We start from the raw sequence: 23,289 nt of genomic DNA on the forward strand, positions 1-23,289 counted from the left end.
ATGCGATATTCTACCTTTTTTGCGTTTATGTTCGCCCATGTACTTTGTTGGTCACAAGTGACCATTCCGCCAAACGATCCCACGTCCCACCCCGGCTATGCCGCTTTTTTGGAGGCGGGGAGATTGAAGAACAACAATGCCCGATTGTCCACCGCAGGGGAACTTTTGGAGGTCTATCCGGAAAATGCAAAGACTTTTGGTTGGGTGGCCAGCGCCCTGTATGGCAATAATAGACCTGATGATGCGGTGATGTTCTCGCAATGGGCAATGGCCTTTGACAGCTACAATCCTGAGACCAGTTTTTATGGGTTTACGTATGCCGTATTTGCCAATAGGCCAACTGAGGCCAAACTCTTTTTGGAGAACATGCAGGCCGTGGGCCAAGATCAGGCAACCATGCAGCGAGACTATCAAGCATTGAGTGGCTATGTGAACTCCTTGGCCAATTATCCCCAATTGTCTGCAACGGTGCAGATGGCGAACGGATTTCTAACCGACTATAACAACCGGAGCATCACACGGGCAAAGGCCACTTTTGAAAATTTGGGATCCAGTCTGGGGGCCACCTATGAAGACATAGCCCAGAATGCTACCGCAGATAACATATTGTCCGATTGGGTCAATGCCGGAAAAGCGGTGGAAGAAGGTTTGATTTCCAGAGCCCTCTATACCGAAGCCTTGGTCTCTATGGCCCAGTTGTCGGAAAAGGTCAACTTTTCCTTTGGACAAAAACTGGAGCCATATTTGGAAAAAATCGTTTTTGACCAGAAAAACTATTCCTTACCCTCCAGGTACAGGGCGTTTTTAAAATTGGCCCGTGTGCAGGCCGCTTTAAAAAGGTGGGATAAGGTGTTGGCTACCAGTAGTTTTATGATTGATGAACTTAAAGGGAAGACCCCTTCTACTGCGGTACTGGCAAAAACCTATTTCTATACGGTCATGGCCCTTACCGGGCAGCAAAAATATGACGAGGCAGCCATCATTGCAGATGCATATGTCAATCTGTTGCCCAAGATAAAGTCACCACAATATTTGGCCGAAGCCTATCATGTGTTGATGCGTGCCTATGCCTTTAACAAAGATGTGGAAAAGGGCAAAGCCATACGCAAAAAAGCTCAGGAATTTCTGAAAATTCCCGGAATGGAAAATCAACCCTTTATTGGTTTTGTGACGGATGGGTTGTCTGCTACGGAGAATATTCTTGGGGAAGGGGTCGTTGCGTTAACCGGTAATGCCTATAATGACGGTGTAACATTGGTAGGACTTAAAAAATATACCGAAGCCGCTCATCAATTTGAAAAAGCGAAAGAAGAGGAAATCAAAGTGCTGGAAGGTTTGTCCACCTTGGCCCAAAGAGGCTATTTGGACAAGTTCCAACGGATAAATGGTAATTTGGCGGGTACCTACTACGAGACCCAGCAGTTTGAAAAGATTTATGACGTTATCGAATCCAACCGGTCCTATTCCTTGTTGAACGATAAAAGAAGCAACGTGAAGCAGTTACCGTTGAAAGAGCTTCAGGCTGTTCTCGAACCCAATGAGGCCTATCTTTCCTTTATCGATGTTTCCAAAGGAAGCACCTATGAGGGTACCTATTTGATGTGCTTGGTACGCAAGAACGATATCACCATAAAATACAACAGATCTGCCGGGGCCTTTGCCGATATGTTAGAAAATGACAAGGAACTCATCGCACTTGAAAAGGAAATGGCCAAAAATGAATTCCGTCAACCCAATCTGGACTATTTCAATGGGGCGAAGGCAAGAAAGTCCGGGATGTTCGCCCCCGGGGAATTCAAACTGATGACCCAATACCTTCGCAAACATATGGAGGCCAAGGTGGTGGATGGGCAATATGTGTTCTATCAAAAAGAGAAGATGCCGGACCTGCTCCGCCGATTCTACATCACATTTATAGATGGGTTGGAGGATAAATTGCAGGGTGTCACCAAGCTTACCATAAGTCCCGAAGGATTGACAGGCACCATTCCTTTTGATGCCTTGATGGATTGGCAGGGGCGTTATCTGGCTGAACGGCTTGAAATAGGGTATGTTCCCAGTGCTTCGCTCCTGTACAGCCTCAGAAAACAGCCTAAAAGAAAGTTTGAAAAGAATGTGTTGGCTTTCGGAGGTGCCACCTATGATCTATATACCGCTCCCAAGGCCCCATTGAATTCCATTGGGGACCTGGAAAAGTTGCGTTACCGAGTGCGGGAAGACCTAAAAAAGGGATTGCCATTGGACTATGCCTTTGCCACTTTTCAGAGTGATGAGCCCATGGGCTTTTTGCAAGGGGGGAGAAATGAAGTGGTGTTGATCCAGAAAAAGGTACCGCTCACGGATACCCGGCTTGATGAGATGATGACCGAAAATGAATTGAAGCGAATGAGCAAGGCCAATGAACTGGGAAAGTACAGGGCACTTCACCTTTCAAGTCATGCCAGTGTGCACCCTTATGTGTTTGATCTGAGTGCCTTTGCCATGACCGTAAAGCCCGAACCGGTAGATGGTGAAGATGGCATGCTGGTTGTGGGCGAGGTGGAAAAATTGAACCTACCCATCGATTTTGTAATGCTAAGCGCATGTCAGACTGCCTTGGGCATTGAGTCGCCGGGGGATGGGATCAAAGGACTGAACCAAGCCCTTTTCAACGCAGGAGTGAACAGTACGTTGACTTCCCTATGGAGCGTCAGCGATTCGGGAACTATGTTCTTGAGCGTGGAACTTTACGACAGAATGTTCAACAAAAATATGGCCACGTCTTCGGCCCTGGCCGAAGTGAAGCGCAATTTCATTGCAGGGGTGTACGGCAATCAGACCCACCCTTATTTTTGGGCACCATTCATCTATACGGGGTATTGATATCATTTTGTAGAGATAGCTTTCTATGCCCATAAAAGAGATCTTGCCCTTATCGTCCGCCGATATCAAAAAACTCAGGCAACAGTTGTTCGCCATGTTGGTATTTCCTGTGGTGGTGATTGGGATGTTTCTGTTGCTCATTTCCTTTGTGTTCAAGGATTTCAGGAACAGTTTTGCAGGGGACACCATGGTGTTGTATGTGTTCATCGGTTTTTGCCTGTTCTTTTTTGGCATCATCGCGTATATGATCGGGACCACTGCCATCGATTTACGGCGCGGGATAAAACACCGCATCTCAGGGAAGATAACGGACAAAAGACTCAATGTACAGACCACGGGCGGAGAATCGGGAACAGGAGGGAAAACTAGGACCACCAGACAGTATTACCTGTATCTGGATGATGATGAGTTTTCAGTGGACTACAGGGAATATGCCAAAGTAAAGGTAGGGATGGACGTGGTGATGGACAGGGCACCCAAATCCAAAAGGACGCTCAAACTCGATATTCTTTCCCAGTCCGATGCAACAAATGATTCCCTTCCCCGCATGGATACGGATAGGTTCCTTGAAAAACGGATTCCCCATACCCGATATACCCCAAAGGACTTTGAGGCCCTTAAAAGAATTTGGCACGCAGCGTTAAAAAGACGTTTGTTTCTGGCCGCTCCTTTTGTTTCAGTTGGCATCTTATTGTTGATAAGCGGCTTTTGGGGTTTTGCAGTATTGCTCTTCCCACTTTGGATGGTTCCCTTGTACCAGACCTATAAACTCTTTGTTGCCCATAGAAATTATCGACGGGATAAGTTCAGTGCCCATAAAAAGGGAATAGCGGCACTGGTTGAGGACAAACTGACCATCACATCCAACCGTAAGTCCAATACAAATAATATACGAACCACCCATGGAACATTGACGGTCAATACGGTACTGTACGACAAAATTTCCGTGGGCGATGGGATTACCATTTTTAAGACCCAATTTGGAAATACACCGATCAGTGTTTGGACCATGGACGAGGAAGAATTCTATCTGGTGTAGTACCAATGGATCAACCAAACCGAAATTTATGATAGGCATTGTTTTTTTATTGATTGCATTGATCGGGCCCATGGTGCTGCTTTCCACGTTCTTGTATTTCCGCTATCCGGATGCCGAAGTGAGAAGGGTGGACCGATGGATTCCTCCACTGACATCCACATTGGCCCTTTGGTCGTTTTGTACCTGTTGGTTGTGGTTTTATCTGTTCAACCTGTATATCGGTTTGCCGGTATTACTGATGGCGATCGGTTTGCACTTGTACGCCATGTCCAAGAACTTGAATCCGAAGCTTCGTCGGATCAATGCCATTCTGATTTGGGCCGCATGCGGCGTTGGCTTCCTCAGCTATTTTTATTTTGACGTGTGACCAAGGATGGTATGAGGACATTTTACGTCAATTGCCGTATTGATTGCCAAAGGGTTCAGGTCTATGTTTGTCCTAATCTGAAAAGAACAATTCAAACTTTAAAACAAATGAAGAAAATATCCTTTTCGATGGCAGTGTTCCTGTTTGCCATCCTTGCCGTATCTGCCCAAACTGTGGGTGAAGTAAAGATCAAAACGCTTGGTCCTGCCAACCTCAGCTACAGAAAAAGTCCCAAAAAGGTGATGATCTCCGATTTTCAGGTCAATTACCAAACCGCCCTTAACCTTGAGGATTCCAAAAAAGGGGGCAAGCTATGGAGAGGGGGGCTCAAAGGTGACGCGAAAGCATCCCTTACCTTGGTGCTTGACGGACTCAATCCAGACGACCTTCAAAAGTTGACAGATCAACTCTATCAGGAATATGTGGAGGATTTGAAATCAAAGGGCTTTGAAATTGCCCCTATTGAAGAACTATGGAACAACAAGGCCTATGAAAAGAACCGTGAGAAAAGATGGGAACTCACAGCCGGACAAGGACCTGAAAAAGGAAAGGAGTTCGGGATCATTCTCACACGGCCCACCACCCAGAAGTTTGTGGTACCGTTCAGGACCATGGGGAAAGATGCAATACCTCTCGCCGGCTTTGCCGATTATGCTGGGAATACCGAAAGCCGGGTAGTGAACCAGAAAACCGATTTTATCTTCAACAAAGTTATTTTGGTGGTCAATGTTTTTGAAGATAGCCAAAGTGAGGTTTCAAGAACTTTGAACCGACACGCGGGAAATGCCAGGGTAAAGGCGGAGACCACTTTTGTGATCAGCGAGGAAAGCAGTATAATGTTTGATATGGGCCACTTTGTCCCACGGGGAGGGGTCGAGGTCTCTGGGGTCATGGAAAGACAAAAATTTGATGTGGCCCAAACTCCGGACAGGGACAAACTGGGAACCGATTGGGGAGTGCTTAGGGTCTGGAGTGTGGACCATCAGGAAAAGTCCAATTTTTCCATCGTGAAGTGCGATCCTGAAAAATATTTGCAAGGTGCCAAAAAAGGATTGAATGCCTATCTGGATGCCGTGGTGGAAAAACTGGCGGATAAGGCGGATTAATTTTGAAAGGACAAGCGTCATAAGGCCCGAAAATTTATCTATTTTTAGAAAATGTCTTCGATAAAACAACTTCTTACATCCTTGACGGTATTAGTGCTGTCAGGGATGTTCCATACAACTTTGAGTGCCCAGACACTGGAGGAAGAGCTTAAAATGCTTAAAGACTCTGCGGCCATAAAAAAGGGTGGGGACAAAGTGTTGGCCCTTAAGGATGTCGGAATGAAGTTTCGATCCATAAATGTGGACAGCGCTAGATATTATGTCGACTTGGCTTTTAAGGAAGCAGATGCATTGGACGATGATTATTACAGGGCCAGGATTTGGATGACCTATGGTATTCTTTCATGGGATGCTGGCAGACCTAAAGAAGCGTTGGAGTACCACATGATGGCCAAGCCCATTTTGGAAAATTCAAAAGACTACTATGTATTGGGAAGCCTCTATACCAACATGTCCAATGCTTATGAGGCCCTTACTGAATTTGACATCGCCGTAGATTATCAGTTCAAGGCCTTGGAGAACTTTATTGCGGGAAAGGATAGTATTTGGATTGCGGGGTCCTATCTGAATCTGGGAAACAGGTACAAGTTGATCCAAGAACCGGACCTGTCTTTGGAATACTACCTGAAGGCATCGGATATGTACAGGAAGATAGGGAACGATTATTTTGTGGCGATGAGCTATAACAGTGTGGCTGCGGCTTATCTCGAAAAAAAACAGTTTGATGAGGCATTTGACTATGCCAAAAAATCGTTGGAGGGCTATGACACCATCGGCGCAAGGTTGGATAAAGCTTATCCGTTAACGAACATGGCCTTGGCAAGTTGGGGGCTTGGAAATTTTGATACTGCAGAACTTTATTATAATCAAGCCATAGCCCTTCAAGAGGAAAGGGGGGAGCGTTTGGCCCAGATTTCTTTAAAAAATGATTTGGCCAATATATATCTTAAACAGGGAAAAGTGAATAGGGCCGAAGAATTGGCCTTGGCTACCTATGCGGAAGCGGAGCAAATCGAATTTCTTCCAGGCATAGATGTGCTTTCCAAGACTTTGTCGTTGATTTATGAAGAAAAGCCAGATTTCAAAAAAGCATATCAGTATCATCAAAAGCACAAAACGGCAAGGGACAGTCTTTACTTTTTGGAAAAAGCACGGGAAATGCTCAACCTAAAGGAAAAGTATGAGACCGAACAAAAAGAGAACGAAATCCTTCGCCAACAGAACGAACTGGTTGAAAGCGAACTGTCCATAAAAAAACGCAACAATATGTTGATTGGAAGTGGGGGGCTAATGGCCTTACTTTTGATCATCGGCTTTGTGCTGTTCAGGGAGCAGAAAATAAAAGCAAGGAACTTGGCAAGGGAAGCCGCTTTGGAAAAGGCCATATCCGAGGCCAAGGCGCAGGAGAACCTGAAGGAACAGCGTATTCGTATTGCCCGCGACCTGCACGACAATATAGGGTCCCAACTCACGTACCTCACATCGATAACCGATTCCGCCAAAAGAGGGATTGACAAGGGCGAGGTTTTTCTTATGGAAAAGTTGACCCAAATGAAACAATTTTCATTGGTCACCATCTCCGAACTTCGGGACACGATTTGGGCCATGAACAAGGACGAGATCAGTTTGGAAGACATTCGGGAACGCACCCAACAATTGGCCGCGACCGTCCATGAGGCCACAGACAATAAAATTATGGTGCGTACCGAGGGCAATCCTTCCGACAAAGTGCTCAATGCCTTTGTGGGGATGAACCTGTTCAGGATCATACAAGAATCCGTAAACAATGCCGTGAAGCATTCGGAAAGCCCCGAGATAGTCGTAACGTTTACAGAGTTGGAAAATCAGGTCGAGATCGTGATCGAAGATTTTGGTAAAGGATTCGATACGACAAAAGAATCAACAGGAAACGGACTCCACATCATGCAAAATAGGGCGCAGAAAGCAGGCATCGATTTTAGCCAAATAAGTGTACCGGGAAAAGGGACCAGAGTCGAGCTAAAGGTGAACGTGTAAACTCAAAGACAAAGCGATGGGCAAGATCAAGTTGGCCATAGTGGACGACAATACATTTTTGGCAAGGGCCATCCATGAAAAGCTTGCCGATTATGGAGATTTGGACATCAAATACATGGTGTACAATGGCAGTGAGCTTTTGGCCAAGTTGGAAAAGAGCCATAACCTGGACTTGGTGCTCATGGACATTGAAATGCCCATATTGGACGGGATAGAGACCGTGAACATCATAAAGCAAAGATATCCGCACATTAAGGTGCTCATGCTTACCGTTTTTGACAACGATGAAAATATTTTCAATGCCATACAAGCAGGGGCCGATGGCTATTTATTGAAAGAAATTGAGGCGGACAAACTACACAATGCCATAACGGAGACCATAGGTGGGGGTGCGGTCATGAGTCCTTCCATTGCGGTGAAGACATTAAAGCTATTGCGATACCCCGAGCGACAGGAATCTTTGTCCACAAAGGAAGATGGGGTCGAACTCAGCACGCGGGAGCTGGAAGTATTGGAACAATTGGCAGAAGGACTCAGCTATACGGTCATTGCCAACAACCTCTTCCTTTCGCCCAGCACAGTGCGAAAACACATCGAGAATATCTACAAAAAGCTACAGGTGCACAACAAACTGGAGGCCGTGCAAAAAGCAAGGAGGCAAAGCTTAATTTGAAATTGATTCAATAGAGGTCTCAATTGGTCAAAAAGCATGCTTCTCTTGTATTCCAGATTGATACCCAAAGACTTTCCATTTTTTAGAATCATGTGATTTGGGCATCACATACCAAAATCTTCTTTTGGTATTTTCCTCGCACCAGATCTGTACTTCCATGTTACCAAGGATATATATATGACCCATAACACTATTGGCAATATGTTAATTAATAGTAAAACTATTATTTTATGATAGTTTTACTATTATTTTTGTGGCATTTTAATTTTTATACGTACTGAAAATGGAGCGATTGATGCAATCCCTACGTATGGGAATCAATGAAAAACTGTATTTAAAGGACCCTGAATCCTCAGCGCTTGGCAAAAAGATCATAGAGGAAAGCATATTGATGATCAATGAAATGGGGTTTGAAAATTTCAATTTTAAGAAGCTTGGTTCCAAAATTGGTTCCAATGAAAGTTCCGTATATAGGTACTTTGAGAATAAACATAAATTATTGCTTTACCTGGCTTCATGGTACTGGCGATGGATGGAATATAAAATGGTCCTGGCCACCCATAGTATTTCAGATTGCTTTGAAAAACTGCAAAAGGCAGTGGAGATATTGACGCAAAATGTAGAAGAGGACATCGCTTTCTCCCATGTTAACGAAGTCATATTGAATAAAATAGTCATTAATGAATATTCCAAATCTTATGTGACCAAAAATGTGGAAAAGGAAAACAAGGAAGGATACTTTGCGATCTACAAAAGATTGGTGTATCGGCTTGAAGAAATGATAGCTACCCACAATCCAGAATATCCCTATTCCTTGAGTTTGGCCAGCACTATTTTGGAAGGGTCCCTCCATCAGCATTTTTTAAGGGAACATTTTCCGGGCTTGACCAACTGTAACCAAGATGTGGAACCAGTACACTTTTTTATGGATTTGATAACAAGGTCTCTAAAATCAAAAGCCAATGGCTAAAGACATTCTAACCGCCTGGCAAAGGCTTATGCGCATGCTTGCGTTGGACAAGAAAGACATTTTCCAAGTATTCTATTATGCAATTTTTGCAGGTTTGGTGAACCTTTCCCTTCCTTTGGGGATCCAAGCGATCATCAACCTCATACAAGGTGCACAGATCAGTACATCATGGGTAGTTCTGGTGGTTCTGGTGACTGCTGGGGTTGCCTTTGTAGGTGTCCTGCAATTGATGCAGATCAGGATCATTGAAAATGTACAGCAAAAAATATTTACACGGTCTTCCTTTGAATTTGCCTATCGCTTTCCAAAAATTCGAATGAGCCAGTTGAGCAATTATTACCCACCGGAACTGGCCAACCGTTTTTTTGACACCTTGACCATTCAAAAGGCGCTATCCAAGATATTGATCGATTTCCCTGCTGCACTGCTCCAGATAGTCTTCGGGCTTATTTTGCTCTCTTTTTACCACCCGTTTTTCATTATCTATGGACTGCTCCTGATATTGTTGATCTATGTGGTGTTCAAATTCACGGCACAAAAAGGGTTGGAGACCAGTTTGGAAGAGTCCAAGAACAAATACAAGGTAGCACATTGGATACAGGAGATTGCCCGGTCCATCATCAGTTTCAAACTTTCTGGGAAGACCTCGCATGCCATGGAAAAAAACGACCGTCTTGTGGCCAAGTATCTGGATGCCAGGGAAAGTCATTTTAGGGTGATCGTGTTGCAATTCATCCAGATGGTCGGATTTAAGGTGTTGGTCACGGCCGGCCTGTTGCTGATCGGTGGTTTACTGGTCTTGGACCAACAAATGAACATTGGTCAGTTTGTGGCCGCGGAAATCATCATCCTTTTGGTGATCAACTCTGTGGAGAAATTGATCTTGGGATTGGAAACTTTTTATGATCTTTTGACATCCCTTGAAAAGTTAGGCCAGGTGGTGGATAAGAAACTGGAGCCCCAAGAAGGCGAAACTCCTTTCAATGGTTATGATGGGCTCACCATCGAACTTCATAATGTGACCTATAAAGTGCCGGGGAGGGACAAAAAGATCCTGGATGGCATATCGTTTACCATAACTCCCCATTCCTCCATATTATTGAAGGGGCCTAGTGGATCAGGACGATCAACACTGCTCCGGTTGATTGCGGGTATTTTGGAACCGGCAGAGGGGAAAATATATATCAACAATGTGGACCTCAAAGGCATATATTTGAATGAATACCGTTCCCATTTAGGGCAGTCCCTTACCGAGGAATATCCTTTCGAAGGGACCATGCTGGACAATATTACCTTTGGTAACAAGGACATCCCAATGGAAGATGTGTATTGGGCCATAGAAAAAACGGGCCTTACGCAATTTGTGAAGGAGCAGCCCCATGGACTTCAGACCGTGCTCTATCCAGAAGGTAAAAAGATTCCCTACATCATTTCAAAGAAGATTGTTTTGGCCCGTAGCATTGTTCGTCGCCCTAAGCTATTGATTCTCAAAGATCCCTTGGACCAATTTTCCGAGGAGGAGACGGATAGAATCATGGAGTTTTTGGCCGATATATCCAATGGGTGGGCATTGGTCGTCATCAGTGAAAACCCCAAATGGACACGATTGTGCAATAGGACAATTGTTATAGAGAATGGAAGGTTGATCAAAGAAAGCTAGAATATCATGCTGAACATATCACATAATAAACTCAACCAAAAGGTTGATATCACAGGGTACAAGGCTGGAGCAAAAGTGTTCCATAAGCGCCACTACAAACAGTTCAATCGCTTTTTGGCCCTATTCTTTGTCCTGGTATTCGTGGTCCTGTTCTTCCCGTGGACCCAGACCATATCCGGAAGGGGGTTTTTGACCACATTGACTCCAGACCAACGGCCCCAGACCATCCAGTCCCCAATTCCTGGCCGTATCGAAAAGTGGTTTGTGAGAGAGGGTGATTTTGTGGAGAAAGGCGATACCATCCTACAAATTTCAGAAGTAAAAAGCGAATACTTCGACCCCAGATTGGTGGAACGCACCGGTCAACAGATCAGGGCAAAGGAGATGTCCGTAACCTCTTATCAGGAAAAAGTAGGAGCATTACAGACCCAGATCCAGGCATTGACCCAAGAACGTCAGCTAAAGCTGGAGCAGGCCAAAAACAAACTGATACAGTCCAAACTTAAGGTGAAGAGTGACAGTATTGACCTGGAAGCGGCCAAGACCAACATCGCCATAGCACAGCGACAATACGATCGGGTGGTGCAGTTGGAAAAGGAAGGATTAAAGGCGGTCACCGACTTGGAAGAGAAACGATTAAAACTTCAAGAGGCCCAGGCAAAGATTATCTCACAGGAGAATAAGCTATTGGCCAGTAAAAATGACGTCATCAATGCCCAGGTCGAGATCACCAGGGTCCAAGCAGAGTATACCGATAAGATCTCCAAGGCCCGTAGCGATCTGTACTCGGCCCAGTCCAATCAATTTGATTCCGAGGCACAGGTGACCAAGTTGGAGAATGAATACACCAACTACGAAATGCGCAATAGTCTTCAATTTATTCGGGCACCACAAAGCGGGTACATCAACAAGGCCCTGCAGTCCGGCATCGGTGAAACTTTCAAGGAAGGGGACCGGCTCGTTGGGATCATGCCCGATAAATATGACATGGCCGTGGAAACCTATGTGGATCCCATTGACCTGCCCCTTATTCATGTGGGCGAAAAGGTGCGTATCCAGTTTGATGGCTGGCCAGCCATTGTGTTCAGCGGATGGCCCAATGTTTCCTACGGCACCTTCGGCGGAAAAATTGTAGCCATTGAAACCTTTATCAGCCCAAACGGAAAATATAGGGTGCTGTTGGCGCCGGATGAAGAAGATGCGGAGTGGCCAAAGGATATTCGTGTTGGCTCAGGGGCAAGTACCATGGCCTTGTTGGAAGATGTCCCTATTTGGTTTGAACTATGGAGACAACTCAATGGTTTCCCGCCCAATTATTACCAACCTCAAAATTCAAACATCGATGCCACTAAGCAGTAGGACAACCCATTTTTGTTGGATTTTTTTCCTTGTCGCTTTTGCTTCACAGGCCCAACAAGATAGTTTGGTCTTGGGTTTCAAGGAGTATTTGGGGTATGTGAAAAAATACCATCCGATTGCCAAACAGGCCCAGTTGACGATTGCCACAGGACAGGCCAATCTTATGAAGGCCAGGGGAGGTTTTGACCCCAAAGTTGAGGTGGATTACGACCGAAAGCAGTTCAAGGACACCGAATATTGGGACCGGCTCAATACCACTTTTAAAATACCGACGTGGTTTGGGATTGAACTCAAGGGGAATTATCAGCAGAATGCAGGGGAGTATCTCAGTGCCAGTGAGACCCTTCCCAAAGATGGACTGTACAGTGCTGGGATTTCCATGTCTTTGTTGGATGGTTTTTGGGCCAACGAACGCATGGCCACCTTACGAAAGGCCAAGTTTTTTAGTGAGCAGTCAAAGGCCGATCAAGATATTTTGGTGAACGAGGTATTGTACAAGGCATCCATTGCCTATTTTGACTGGATGAAAGCGTATCGGGACGCCGAAGTTTTTAAGGACTTTTTGGACAATGCCGATATTCGGTTCCAAGGTATCCGTAAAAGTGCCTTGGCGGGCGATATCGCCATGATCGATACGGTGGAGGCCAAAATAGCGGTCAGTAATCGGGAACTGGGGTACGAACAGGCCAAGGTGGAGTTGATGAAGAAATCCCTTGAGGTATCCAATTTTCTTTGGATTGAGGATGTACCGGTCGAATTGCGGGAAGATGTGACCCCAGACCTCAATACAGAAAGTGAGATTGATGTCACCTTGGAAATTTTGGGCAAACCGTTGGACAGTTTTAGTCTGGAGAACCATCCCAAATTACGGTCGTTGGAATACAAAATAGATGGGCTTACGGTTGATAAACGACTTAAAGCCAATAAATTGCTTCCAAAACTGGATGTGGAGTACAATTTTCTTTCGGAAACCCCAGATCAGATAAACTCTTTTGTGACCGAAAATTACAAGGGTGGAGTTTCATTCCAATTGCCGTTGTTTTTACGGAAAGAGCGTGGTGACCTAAAATTGGCCAAATTCAAACTGATGGATGCCGAGTTTGAACGCGACAATGCGCAAGTTGAGATTCAGAACAAGGTAATTGCCATCTATCGAGAGTTGGATTCGTTCATCACCCAAAACCAATTGATAGCGGACATTGTTCAGGATTATAGTACCCTATTGGATGCCGAGGAGCGTAAGTTCAGTTTTGGGGAAAGCTCCCTGTTTTTGGTCAATTCAAGGGAAAGCAAGCTGATTGATGCCTATCTGAAACGAAACGAAATGCAGAACAAATTTTTCCATACCAAAGCCAAATTGTTCAAGAGTCTGGCCATCAACCCTGAAAACTTGTAAATAAACCTTGTTAAAAATGTTTAATGTTTGATTTAAAAAATTAAACATTTCATATCTTTACAAGAAACAAGGACAATGGCCAAAAAGAAGAATTTTTCCAAACAGCAAATAATCACATGGTTCATGGACTATATATTGGAGCAAGACCAAGAACCATCTTCGGTATATAAGTTTTGTAAGACTTACAATCTGGACGAAAGTAGTTTTTATGACCATTTTGGGTCTTTTGGAGCTATAAAATCCTCTATATTCTCGACTTTCCTTGACCATACCTTGGAGTTGCTTCAAAAAGATGAGACGTATGCCAATTCCAATGCTCGAAATCAACTGTTAAGTTTCTATTATACCTTTTTTGAAATTTTAACGGCCAATAGGAGCTATGTTGTATTGGTCTTGCGAAATAAAAAGCAAGCGCTGGACAATTTAAAAACGCTGTATAAACTTCGGGAAGGCTTTACTGGCTATGTGGATAGCTTGGACATAAAAACCTTGGACATTGACCAAGAGCAGATAAAAAAGTTTCAGCGTAAGGCCATTTCAGAAAGTGCATGGGCACAGCTACTGTTTACGCTGAAGTTTTGGTTGGATGACAACTCACCTTCCTTTGAAAAAACAGATATCCTCATCGAGAAATCCGTGAACAGTTCTTTTGATGTCTTGGAAGCGACCCCATTGCAAAGCCTTGTGGACTTGGGGAAGTTTATTTTCAAGGAAAAAATGGCGATGTCGTAAATGAAAACAATAGATAGTATCCCCACTTCCAAAATTCAGCGCGCTACAAAACTGGTACAGACCGGAGCCAAAGTCGGTGTAAATTACCTCAAATATTATGGAAATAGGATGACCACCTCGGAAGAGGAGGCCAAGGAAAAATTGGATCAGGACAATGCAGAGGATATTTACGGCAGTCTCCGGGAGTTGAAGGGCAGTGCCCTTAAAGTGGCCCAAATGCTGAGCATGGAAAAAAGCATGTTGCCCAGGGCCTATGTGGAAAAGTTTTCCCTTTCCCAGTTTTCTGTGCCCCCATTGTCCGCACCTTTAGTGAACAAGACCTTTAAAAAATATTTTGGAAGCGCTCCATCCGAAGTTTACGATTCTTTCAATCCCGAAGCGGTCCATGGTGCCAGCATCGGACAAGTCCATCAAGCGGAAAAAGATGGAAAGAAACTGGCCGTAAAAATCCAATATCCCGGGGTTTCGGACAGTATTGCCACGGATTTGGCCCTTGTAAAGCCCATCGCCCTAAAAATGTTCAACATTAAGGGAAAGGACAGCGATAAATATTTTAAGGAGGTCAGGGATAAGTTGATGGAAGAGACCAATTATCTGCTGGAAGTTGAACAAAGTCAAAGTATTGTGGATGCTTGCAGCCACCTGCCCAATCTCAAATTCCCATCGTATTATGTGAATCTTTCTTCGGAAAAAATCATAACCATGGATTGGATGGAGGGTGAGCATCTGTCCGAATTTACGGCGCACAACACGGACAATGCTGTATCCAATGTTTTGGGCCAGGCTCTTTGGGATTTTTACATGTACCAAATCCACCGATTGAAAAAAGTCCATGCCGACCCGCATCCGGGTAACTTTTTGGTATCCAAGGACAACCAATTGGTGGTATTGGATTTTGGTTGCATCAAAGCGATACCAGATTCATTTTACATTCCCTATTTTGAGTTGGCCAAAAAAGAAAATATTTCCAATCCCGAATTTTTTCAAAGGAAACTCTTTGAGTTGGAAATCCTTCGCCCTGAAGATTCACCGGAAGAAATCAAATTCTTCACGGCCATGTTCCAGGAAATGCTGAGCCTATTCACCCAACCTTTCCATAATGAGGTTTTTGATTTTTCCGACAAGGTCTTTTTTGGGAAAATAACCGAGCTGGGCAAAAAGTATGCACAGAACACCGAACTGCGGCGGATGGATGGCAACCGCGGCTCGAAGCATTTTATTTATATCAACAGAACGTTCTTTGGACTCTACAACCTGATGCACGATCTTAAGGCCAACATGGTCAAGGTAAACAATTTCAATATGTTGGCATGAAATGTTTTACGCAATCGGACTTGGATTCCATGGATAGGCTGTATCGCATCAATTTGGTCAACAGTCTTTCTGGGTTTAAATCGGCCAATCTCATAGCAACTGTGGATGACGGTGGCAATGAGAACGTAGCGGTTTTCAGTTCGGTGGTGCATTTGGGTTCTGACCCGGCCGTTCTGGGATTTGTGCTAAGGCCCACTACGGTAGCTAGAAACTCTTATGATAACATTAAAGAGATGGGTTATTATACCATAAACCATATTTCCAAGGAGATTATGGAAGACGGACACCATACTTCGGCCAAGTACCCCAAGGGAGTGTCAGAGTTTGAGATGACCAACTTGCAATCTGAATACATTAATGACTTCAGAGCTCCCTTCGTGGCTCAAGCACCTATCAAGATGGCCATGAAATTTGCTGAGGAATATGCCATAAAGCAGAACGGGACCATCCTTGTGGTGGGTGAAATCCTTTCGGTCTATATTCAAGATGACTTGCTCGAAGAAGATGGCTTTGTAAACCTTTCCAAAGGAAACATCGTCAGTATTAATGGTCTTGATGGATATACTTTGCCCCAGCTACAGGCAAGATATCCCTATCAACGTCCCAAGAATTAAAAAAGACACCATACATGCGGATTCTCATCACAGGTACAACAGGGTATATTGCCAAGCGATTGGTACTGAATCTGCTGGCGAAAGACCATCAAATCATTTGTTGTGTGCGGGATTTAAACCGGATTCCAGATGAAATGGAATCCAAAAAAGGTATTGAATTCATTAAAGTGGACTTTTTGGATACGGAGGATGTGGTTTTTCCCAAAGATATTGACGTTGCTTATTATCTCATTCATTCCATGGCCGCCACGGGCGATGACTTTGAGGACTTGGAGCAACAATGTGCACAAAACTTCAAGGATTTAATGGATAAAACGACATGCCGACAAGTCATTTATTTAGGCGGAATTGTGAATGATGCGTCGCTTTCGAAACACCTTAAATCCAGGTTGGCGGTTGAAAAGACCCTAAAGTCCAATGCATATGCGCTCACAACTTTTAGAGCGGGCATCATTGTGGGAAGTGGTAGTGCTTCCTTTGAAATTATCCGTGACATTGTTGAAAAATTACCGGTCATGGTGGCCCCCAAATGGCTGAATACCCGAACGCAGCCCATCGCCATTCGAGATGTGCTCCGTTTCTTGGAAGGGGCAGCAGGAAAAGAGGAAGTCATGGACCAATCCTTCGATATCTGTGGGCCGGAGATACTGACCTACAAACAAATGCTGTATCAATTTGGGGAGGTTCGGGGATTAAAACGATATATTCTGACATTACCCGTGCTTACCCCGCGCTTGTCCTCGTACTGGCTCTATTTTGTCACATCCACCTCTTTTAATTTGGCTAAGGCATTGGTCGACAGCATGAAAGTGGAGGTGATTGCAAAACCAAGTCAGGTGAATGAAATTTTACAAGTAAAACCACTTTCCTATAAGGAGGCAGTACGGCTTGCATTTCAAAAAATTGAACAGAATTCTGTCATTTCCAGTTGGAAGGATGCCATCAGCAGCGGGGTCTTCCACGACCAATTGTCGGACCACATTCAAGTGCCCAATCATGGCTGTTTTAAGGATGTACGCTCCAAAATTGTGGTGGATGAAACCTACACAATCAATAAAATCTGGTCCATTGGCGGGAAAAATGGATGGTATGGGTTTAATTTACTCTGGCGCATTCGCGGGTATTTGGACAAAGTATTTGGTGGGGTAGGACTGCGTCGCGGCCGTAGACACGACACCAATTTAGAGGCAGGTGATCCCTTGGACTTTTGGCGGGTTTTGTTGGCCGATAAAAAACAAAAGCGATTGCTCCTGTTCGCTGAGATGAAATTGCCCGGGGAGGCGTGGTTGGAGTTCAAAATAGTGAAGAACACCTTGTTTCAGCGGGCTGTTTTTAGGCCCAAAGGGCTTTGGGGCCGCTTGTATTGGTATATGGTACTGCCTTTTCATGCTTTTGTGTTCCGGGGAATGATCAATGCTTTGGTGGGCAAATGAAAAGGGCCAGCATCCGTTTTCCGCATCAACTTTTTAAAAATTTGGATTTGCTTCCGAAATACGCTCCTGTTTTTTTGATGGAAGAAACCTTGTTTTTTAATCAATACAATTTTCACAAGCAGAAAATCCTGTTTCATCGGGCCTCCATGAAATGTTATGCGGATCATCTATCTCATAATGGTTTCGAGGTTCATTATATTGATGCCCAAGAAGACCGCTCGGACATAAGGGTGCTGCTAAAAGAGTTGGTGACTGAGGGATATGGGGAGTTTCATATAATCGACCCAACGGATAATTGGTTGGAAAAGCGAATCAAATCAAGCGTATCTGAAACCATGGTCAAGTGGCACGATTCTCCACTTTTTTTGAATACTATGGATGATTTGTCCCATTTCTTCAAGCCAAGCAAGAAAAACTTTTTTCAGACATCCTTTTACAAACAACAGCGTCGCAAACGCAATATTTTAATGGAAGGTGAGAATCCAAAAGGAGGGAAGTGGACCTACGATGTGGACAATCGGAAGCGATATCCCAAAAACCGAACTCCTCCGGCAATCGCCTTCCCTGATGCCGATACCTATTTTACGGAGGCAAAATCCTATGTGGAATCCCATTATAAGAACAATATTGGATCACTTTCACAGACCCCGTTATATCCCATCAATTTTGAGTCGGCAGAGCGCTGGTTCCAAGATTTTTTGGAAAATCGGTTTCACAAGTTTGGTGATTATGAGGATGCCCTGGTTAAGGACGCTTCCTATTTGCACCACAGTGTGTTGACACCTCTGCTTAATGTGGGTCTGATTTCTGTGGAAGATGTCTTGCAAACATCGATTTCATTTGCAGATGAACATAAAGTGCCCATCAATTCAGTGGAGGGTTTTGTACGGCAAATTATCGGTTGGCGCGAATTCATCCGGGGAATGTATCAGGTAAAGGGGGCCGAAGAACGAACCCGTAATTTTTGGGGATATTCCCGAAAGATGCCAAAGTCATTTTATGATGGTACTACTGGGATTGTTCCGGTGGACATCACGATAAAAAAGGTGTTGAAAACGGGCTATGCCCATCATATAGAACGACTGATGGTCCTCTGCAACTTTATGCTTCTGTGCGAGTTCGACCCGGATGATATTTACCAATGGTTCATGGAACTGTTCATTGATGCGTATGATTGGGTAATGGTGCCCAATGTCTACGGAATGGGGCTCTTTGCGGATGGTGGGCTTATGAGCACCAAACCGTACATCAGTAGTAGCAATTACATCAATAAAATGGGAGATTATGAAGGTGGCGAATGGGAAGAAATTTGGGATGGCCTATTCTGGAACTTTATGGACAAGAACCGGACATTTTTTGAACAAAACCCTCGACTTGCCATGCTGTTGCGGAATCTTGATAAGATGTGCCCCGAAAAGAAAGAGAGGCATTTACAGAATGCAGAAGAGTTTTTAAATCGGTTGGATACTAGGGAATAAACAACAATGTGTTGACTACAAACAAAAAATACTTGTACACGACTTCATCATGAATCTATAAAAGCCAATTTTTGGATGATTGGTGTCATCGGGGCTATCTATGTTCTTAATAGAATTTATTTTAATAAATAATTGAAAATTATAATCTTACATACATTCCTTTTTTATGCTCACCGAATAGGTCACCATTTTAACGAATATATTTAATTCATTGATTATTAAATATTTATATCTTATTTTGATTTTTCTGCGGTCAGACAACAATTTATTCTATCCCTTAATAAATTGAATGCAAAAAATTGGATGAGGAAGGGTTCATATCCACGTCATTTATGTCACTAACTTTAAATTCTTTTTTCTGTTGTTCATTGATACTTTAACTAAGTTCAATTTTTCCCAGAGGGGAAGGAATGCTATCATCATTTTTTGCAGAATATCAATAGAATTTAATACACGCACTGAAAAAAGGACGCTTTAAAATATTTGTTTGTTCAATGAGGAATAAATCTACCTCCACCTACTTTTGTCATGTTCACTGACCCTGTAAAACTGGGGACAATTCGTTAAAAATGAAGCAAGAAAAGTATTATCGTTACACTAAAAAGTTCTAAAATCAGACAATGTTTTTCGGGCAACCCAAATTATTTTATATGCTAATTAAATGATCATTGGATTACTCTCTATCTATTTTCTGAAAAGAGGCATTTGCTCAACTTCAGGGCATCCAATTTGTTCCATTACCTGTTTCAATTGCGTTTTGAGCAAGGAAATGGTGTGGTCGCCCCCTTTGCTTCCCATAGCTGCAACGCCATACATAAAGGAACGGCCTAAAAATGTAAACTGGGCCCCACTGGCTATTGTTCGGGCGATATCGGGTCCGGAGCGCACACCGCTATCCATCATCACAGTGAGTTGATTGCCATATTTTTCCGATATTCGGGCCAATGGCTTTATGGTGGATTCCCCGGCATCCAATTGCCTCCCTCCATGATTGGATACAATGATGCCATCCAGTCCCAGGGATACTGCTTTTTCGGCATCGGCCTCAGTGATCACCCCCTTCAATACCAATTTGCCTTTCCATAGGTCCCTGATGGAAGCAATCTTTTCCATGTCCATACGCTTGCTAAAGGTCTGGTCCATGAACTGTCCCAACTGTTTTAGGTTGAGCCCTTTGGGCATGTACGGTTTAAGCACTTCAAAATTGGGTTGCCCATGCCGTAAAGTCTCAAAGGCCCATTGGGGCTTTCCCAATATCTGAAGGATGTTGGAAAAGCTCATTTTTGGGGGCATGGAAAGTCCGTTCTTTATTTCTTTGGGACGGAAACCAAAAACCGGGGTGTCGCAAAGCAACACGAGAACGGGGCAACCAGCAACTTGGGCCCGATGGATCAGGTCATTTCGAACGGATTCCTTCGTGGGATGGTACAATTGAAACCAAGCATTTCCCTCAGTGATCTCGCTGATACGTTCGATGCTGGAAGTGCCCACGGTACTCAGAATAAAGGGAATATTGTGTTGAAATGCGGCTTTGGCCAGGATTTCGGAAGAGTTGGGCCACATGAGCCCTTGGAGACCAATGGGGGCAATCCCAAAAGGGGCATCGTATCTTTTTCCAAAGATTTCTGTAGTCATGTTGGCCTCTTTGTAGGTATCCAGATATCTGGGCAACAATTCAACCTCTCTGATTTCACCAGTGTTCTTTCGGAGGTTCACCTCTTCATTGCACCCCCCGTCCAGATATTCAAAGGCAAATCTGGGAATACGCTTGCGGGCTTTTTCTCGAAGATCTTCGATGGAGGGGTATTTGGGGTTGAATGTGATTTGTTTTTGGTTGCGCATACGATTACAACTTGAATATTTTTTTCATGGGCAGCCATTTTTCACCTTTTTGGGCAAAGGGAAGTGGTTTTTGGAACGTCCACATAAACTCTTCCCATTCCTGCACCTTGGGATTTTGGGCATCGGCCTGTTGTTTTTTCTCAAAGGAAAACGAATCATCCACCTCCATGATCATGGACAGCCGATTGCCTACTCTATATATTTCCATGTTTTGGATGCCAGATTCCTTGATGCTCTCCAAAATTTCGGGCCATACATTTTTATGATGCTCTTCATAGGCCATGATGCTTTGCTCGTCATCCACAAGATCAAGTGCCAAGCAATATCTTTTTAGATTTCCCATATGCGTTCATTTTTTAAAGTGTCAAAACCGAACCAGGCAATGTAGGCGAAACAGAACAAGGGGAGGGTAAAGGAATAATTCACCTCGGCCACTCCCATGATTTGGGTATCGGCCACCCCATGGCCCCCAATATCAATGATCATTCCCTGTAATTTGGGCATCAGGGCTCCCCCAACAATGGCCATGACCAATCCGGCCGCACCCAATTTGGATTCCTCCTCGGTCAATCCGTTCAAGGCAATTCCATAAATGGTCGGAAACATGGGCGACATGAAGAACGAAATGCCCACTAACGAAAGTAACCCCAAATGGCCTTCAATGAAAATGGCGGCTAAGGAACAGATTCCGGCCATGAGGGAAAACCACATCAATAGTTTGCCCGGACTGAGAAAACGTAACAGATACGTGCCGATGGCCCGACCCACCAAAAACAAAATGAACGCCGCAAACTGGTAATTGGCTGCCATATCGCTTGCCATACCCATGGCTTCGGCATATTGATAGATGTAGGTCCAGCACATGATCTGCGCACCGACATATAGGATCTGTGCCAATACCCCCAACCTGTAACGGGGCCTTTGGAACAGTAGCCTGCCTGTTTCTTTCAAGGACGGAATTGTTCCGTTTCCTTTGGCCTGGGGCATCTTGTTGACCATTATGAGAACGAATACCGCCAGAATGACCAATCCCAGAACCACATACGGGTCCCTGATCACCATGAGATCCGAAGTACGGATCATAGCTTTTTTGACAGGGTCCAAGGATGAATAATCCACGATGTCATCCGATTGTAGTTTTTTGAGCACAAATTGCTGCGCAATGAGCAATCCCAATAGCAACCCTACAGGATTGAACACCTGGGCCAGGTTCAGGCGCTGCGTTGCCGTTTCCCTTGCACCCATGGCCAATATGTAGGGATTGGCCGTTGTTTCCAAAAAAGCAAGTCCAAAGGTAAGCACATATAGGCCAAGGCAAAAAAACCAAAACTTTTCCATGATGGCCGCTGGATAAAACATGAGCGCCCCTACTGCATAAAGGGCCAGCCCTATCAATATCCCTACCTTATAAGAGTATTTCCGGACAAAAAGTGCCGCGGGCAAAGCCATGCAAAAATAACCGCCATAAAAAGCCATTTGGACCCAAGCGGCTTGGGAATTGGAAAGCTCCAATACTTTTTTGAATGCCTGTACCATAGGGTCCGTAACGGCATTGGCAAAACCCCAAAGCGCAAACAGGGAAGTAATCAGGACGAAGGGCAAAAGTGCTTTTTTGGATACAATTTTTGGTCTGGTCATGGCTATAGGTTAAAGTGAACGATCCAGATGGGTGTAGCCCCCATCCACAAAGATCAGTTGGCCAGTAGTATGGCTGGATTTTTCGGAAAGAAGAAAGGCCACCGTGTTGGCAATTTCTTCTGCGGTTGTCATTCTATTCCCCAAGGGGATGTTATCCATAATTTCCTTGAGTTTTTCTTCAGGATTATCAAATGAATTTATCCAATTCTTGTACAATGGGGTATAACATTCAGCGACAATTACGGCATTCACCCGAATGGAATAGGGAAGAAGTTCTAGCGCCCATTCCCTGGTAAGTGAATTTCGGGCCCCGTTCGCTGCCGCATAACCCGAAGTATTGCCCTGGCCTGTCACCGATGTTTTGGAACCGATGTTCACAATGCTGCCTTTGCGTTTCTTCAAGTGGGGCAAGGCATGGTGGGCCATCAGATAATAATGTCCCACATTGCGCTCCAAGGAACGTTTAAAATCGGCATAATTGCCATTTTCGAGCCCCACTCCGTCATTGATCCCGGCATTGTTCACCAATCCATCTATTCTTCCGAGCTCTTGAAAGGTTCTTTCAACGGCATTTTTGCATTGCATAGGGTCGGTAAGTTCTGCAAGGGCGTAAAAGGCTTTGCCTCCCTTGTCCTTGATTTCTCCCACAGTGGAAAGTACGTCGGCCTCATTTCGCCCAATAATGACAGGGACGGCATTTTCTTCGGCCAAAACACAGGAAATCCCTTTCCCAATTCCTTTGTCACCCCCTGTGACCAATATGACCTTGTCCTTCAATCTTAAATCCATA

General features: G+C 44.4%; 19 protein-coding genes. 15 read left to right on the top strand and 4 right to left on the bottom strand.

The window, feature by feature from the left end; translation table 11 throughout:
* The 15 genes from D2V93_RS11235 (at nt 1) to D2V93_RS11305 (ending at nt 19,019) form a co-directional block, all read left to right on the top strand.
* Entirely contained in the window at nt 1–2,862 is a 2,862-nt protein-coding gene (locus D2V93_RS11235) for a CHAT domain-containing protein (protein ID WP_119619559.1), read from the top strand.
* Between the two features lie 25 nt (nt 2,863–2,887).
* On the top strand, nt 2,888–3,901 hold the full coding sequence (locus D2V93_RS11240; RefSeq protein WP_119619560.1) for a hypothetical protein: 1,014 nt from the start codon (nt 2,888–2,890) through the stop codon (nt 3,899–3,901).
* A gap of 28 nt (nt 3,902–3,929) precedes the next feature.
* A complete protein-coding gene (locus D2V93_RS11245) occupies nt 3,930–4,268 on the top strand; it encodes a hypothetical protein (protein WP_119619561.1) in 339 nt (112 codons plus the stop codon).
* 107 nt (nt 4,269–4,375) lie between these two features.
* Entirely contained in the window at nt 4,376–5,374 is a 999-nt protein-coding gene (locus D2V93_RS11250) for a hypothetical protein (RefSeq protein WP_119619562.1), read from the top strand.
* 81 nt (nt 5,375–5,455) lie between these two features.
* Nucleotides 5,456–7,390 carry a tetratricopeptide repeat-containing sensor histidine kinase gene (locus tag D2V93_RS11255; RefSeq protein WP_182849988.1) on the top strand — a complete coding sequence of 645 codons (1,935 nt, stop codon included), beginning with the start codon at nt 5,456–5,458 and terminating at the stop codon, nt 7,388–7,390.
* Between the two features lie 16 nt (nt 7,391–7,406).
* On the top strand, nt 7,407–8,063 hold the full coding sequence (locus tag D2V93_RS11260) for a response regulator (RefSeq protein ID WP_119619564.1): 657 nt from the start codon (nt 7,407–7,409) through the stop codon (nt 8,061–8,063).
* A gap of 283 nt (nt 8,064–8,346) precedes the next feature.
* Nucleotides 8,347–9,033 carry a TetR/AcrR family transcriptional regulator gene (locus D2V93_RS11265; protein WP_119619565.1) on the top strand — a complete coding sequence of 229 codons (687 nt, stop codon included), beginning with the start codon at nt 8,347–8,349 and terminating at the stop codon, nt 9,031–9,033.
* On the top strand, nt 9,026–10,693 hold the full coding sequence (locus tag D2V93_RS11270) for a peptidase domain-containing ABC transporter (protein WP_119619566.1): 1,668 nt from the start codon (nt 9,026–9,028) through the stop codon (nt 10,691–10,693). The genes D2V93_RS11265 and D2V93_RS11270 overlap by 8 nt, the downstream gene beginning before the upstream one ends.
* 6 nt (nt 10,694–10,699) lie before the next feature.
* Entirely contained in the window at nt 10,700–12,052 is a 1,353-nt protein-coding gene (locus D2V93_RS11275) for an HlyD family secretion protein (RefSeq protein WP_072881477.1), read from the top strand.
* Nucleotides 12,036–13,448 (top strand): TolC family protein, encoded by a 1,413-nt coding sequence (locus D2V93_RS11280; protein WP_072881479.1) that lies wholly within the window; start codon nt 12,036–12,038, stop codon nt 13,446–13,448. Before D2V93_RS11275 ends, D2V93_RS11280 begins: the two co-directional genes overlap by 17 nt.
* Before the next feature lie 75 nt (nt 13,449–13,523).
* Nucleotides 13,524–14,180 (top strand): TetR/AcrR family transcriptional regulator, encoded by a 657-nt coding sequence (locus D2V93_RS11285; protein WP_119619567.1) that lies wholly within the window; start codon nt 13,524–13,526, stop codon nt 14,178–14,180.
* Nucleotides 14,181–15,494, top strand: coding sequence for an ABC1 kinase family protein (locus tag D2V93_RS11290; protein ID WP_119619568.1), 1,314 nt, complete (start codon nt 14,181–14,183; stop codon nt 15,492–15,494).
* Nucleotides 15,491–16,108: a flavin reductase family protein gene (locus D2V93_RS11295; protein WP_119619569.1), complete on the top strand. Its 618-nt coding sequence runs from the start codon at nt 15,491–15,493 to the stop codon at nt 16,106–16,108. Before D2V93_RS11290 ends, D2V93_RS11295 begins: the two co-directional genes overlap by 4 nt.
* 14 nt (nt 16,109–16,122) lie before the next feature.
* Nucleotides 16,123–17,541, top strand: a complete 1,419-nt coding sequence (locus D2V93_RS11300) for an SDR family oxidoreductase (RefSeq protein ID WP_119619570.1) — start codon at nt 16,123–16,125, stop codon at nt 17,539–17,541.
* Nucleotides 17,538–19,019, top strand: a complete 1,482-nt coding sequence (locus D2V93_RS11305; RefSeq protein ID WP_119619571.1) for a cryptochrome/photolyase family protein — start codon at nt 17,538–17,540, stop codon at nt 19,017–19,019. Before D2V93_RS11300 ends, D2V93_RS11305 begins: the two co-directional genes overlap by 4 nt.
* A gap of 684 nt (nt 19,020–19,703) precedes the next feature.
* Here D2V93_RS11305 and D2V93_RS11310 read toward each other — a convergent pair.
* The 4 genes from D2V93_RS11310 to D2V93_RS11325 are packed head-to-tail and all read right to left on the bottom strand — an operon-like array spanning nt 19,704 to nt 23,288.
* Nucleotides 19,704–20,861, bottom strand: a complete 1,158-nt coding sequence (locus D2V93_RS11310; protein ID WP_119619572.1) for an alpha-hydroxy acid oxidase — start codon at nt 20,859–20,861, stop codon at nt 19,704–19,706.
* A gap of 4 nt (nt 20,862–20,865) precedes the next feature.
* On the bottom strand, nt 20,866–21,204 hold the full coding sequence (locus tag D2V93_RS11315) for an L-rhamnose mutarotase (protein WP_119619573.1): 339 nt from the start codon (nt 21,202–21,204) through the stop codon (nt 20,866–20,868).
* Nucleotides 21,192–22,499, bottom strand: a complete 1,308-nt coding sequence (fucP, locus tag D2V93_RS11320) for an L-fucose:H+ symporter permease (protein ID WP_119619574.1) — start codon at nt 22,497–22,499, stop codon at nt 21,192–21,194. Before fucP ends, D2V93_RS11315 begins: the two co-directional genes overlap by 13 nt.
* Nucleotides 22,500–22,508: 9 nt before the next feature.
* The gene (locus tag D2V93_RS11325; protein WP_119619575.1) at nt 22,509–23,288 is read right to left on the bottom strand and encodes an L-fucose dehydrogenase; all 780 of its coding nucleotides are present in this window, start codon (nt 23,286–23,288) and stop codon (nt 22,509–22,511) included.
* Nucleotide 23,289 lies beyond the last annotated feature (1 nt).

The sequence above is a fragment of the Flagellimonas taeanensis genome (genome assembly GCF_003584105.1).
Classification (GTDB): domain Bacteria; phylum Bacteroidota; class Bacteroidia; order Flavobacteriales; family Flavobacteriaceae; genus Flagellimonas; species Flagellimonas taeanensis.

What these genes read in the sequence shown, in the direction of transcription:
- D2V93_RS11235 (WP_119619559.1), top strand. Translation starts at nt 1, where the DNA reads ATGCGATATTCTACCTTTTTTGCGTTTATGTTCGCCCATGTACTTTGT.
- D2V93_RS11240 (WP_119619560.1), top strand. Translation starts at nt 2,888, where the DNA reads ATGCCCATAAAAGAGATCTTGCCCTTATCGTCCGCCGATATCAAAAAA.
- D2V93_RS11245 (WP_119619561.1), top strand. Translation starts at nt 3,930, where the DNA reads ATGATAGGCATTGTTTTTTTATTGATTGCATTGATCGGGCCCATGGTG.
- D2V93_RS11250 (WP_119619562.1), top strand. Translation starts at nt 4,376, where the DNA reads ATGAAGAAAATATCCTTTTCGATGGCAGTGTTCCTGTTTGCCATCCTT.
- D2V93_RS11260 (WP_119619564.1), top strand. Translation starts at nt 7,407, where the DNA reads ATGGGCAAGATCAAGTTGGCCATAGTGGACGACAATACATTTTTGGCA.
- D2V93_RS11265 (WP_119619565.1), top strand. Translation starts at nt 8,347, where the DNA reads ATGGAGCGATTGATGCAATCCCTACGTATGGGAATCAATGAAAAACTG.
- D2V93_RS11270 (WP_119619566.1), top strand. Translation starts at nt 9,026, where the DNA reads ATGGCTAAAGACATTCTAACCGCCTGGCAAAGGCTTATGCGCATGCTT.
- D2V93_RS11275 (WP_072881477.1), top strand. Translation starts at nt 10,700, where the DNA reads ATGCTGAACATATCACATAATAAACTCAACCAAAAGGTTGATATCACA.
- D2V93_RS11280 (WP_072881479.1), top strand. Translation starts at nt 12,036, where the DNA reads ATGCCACTAAGCAGTAGGACAACCCATTTTTGTTGGATTTTTTTCCTT.
- D2V93_RS11285 (WP_119619567.1), top strand. Translation starts at nt 13,524, where the DNA reads ATGGCCAAAAAGAAGAATTTTTCCAAACAGCAAATAATCACATGGTTC.
- D2V93_RS11290 (WP_119619568.1), top strand. Translation starts at nt 14,181, where the DNA reads ATGAAAACAATAGATAGTATCCCCACTTCCAAAATTCAGCGCGCTACA.
- D2V93_RS11295 (WP_119619569.1), top strand. Translation starts at nt 15,491, where the DNA reads ATGAAATGTTTTACGCAATCGGACTTGGATTCCATGGATAGGCTGTAT.
- D2V93_RS11300 (WP_119619570.1), top strand. Translation starts at nt 16,123, where the DNA reads ATGCGGATTCTCATCACAGGTACAACAGGGTATATTGCCAAGCGATTG.
- D2V93_RS11305 (WP_119619571.1), top strand. Translation starts at nt 17,538, where the DNA reads ATGAAAAGGGCCAGCATCCGTTTTCCGCATCAACTTTTTAAAAATTTG.
- D2V93_RS11310 (WP_119619572.1), bottom strand. Translation starts at nt 20,861, where the DNA reads ATGCGCAACCAAAAACAAATCACATTCAACCCCAAATACCCCTCCATC.
- D2V93_RS11315 (WP_119619573.1), bottom strand. Translation starts at nt 21,204, where the DNA reads ATGGGAAATCTAAAAAGATATTGCTTGGCACTTGATCTTGTGGATGAC.
- fucP (WP_119619574.1), bottom strand. Translation starts at nt 22,499, where the DNA reads ATGACCAGACCAAAAATTGTATCCAAAAAAGCACTTTTGCCCTTCGTC.
- D2V93_RS11325 (WP_119619575.1), bottom strand. Translation starts at nt 23,288, where the DNA reads ATGGATTTAAGATTGAAGGACAAGGTCATATTGGTCACAGGGGGTGAC.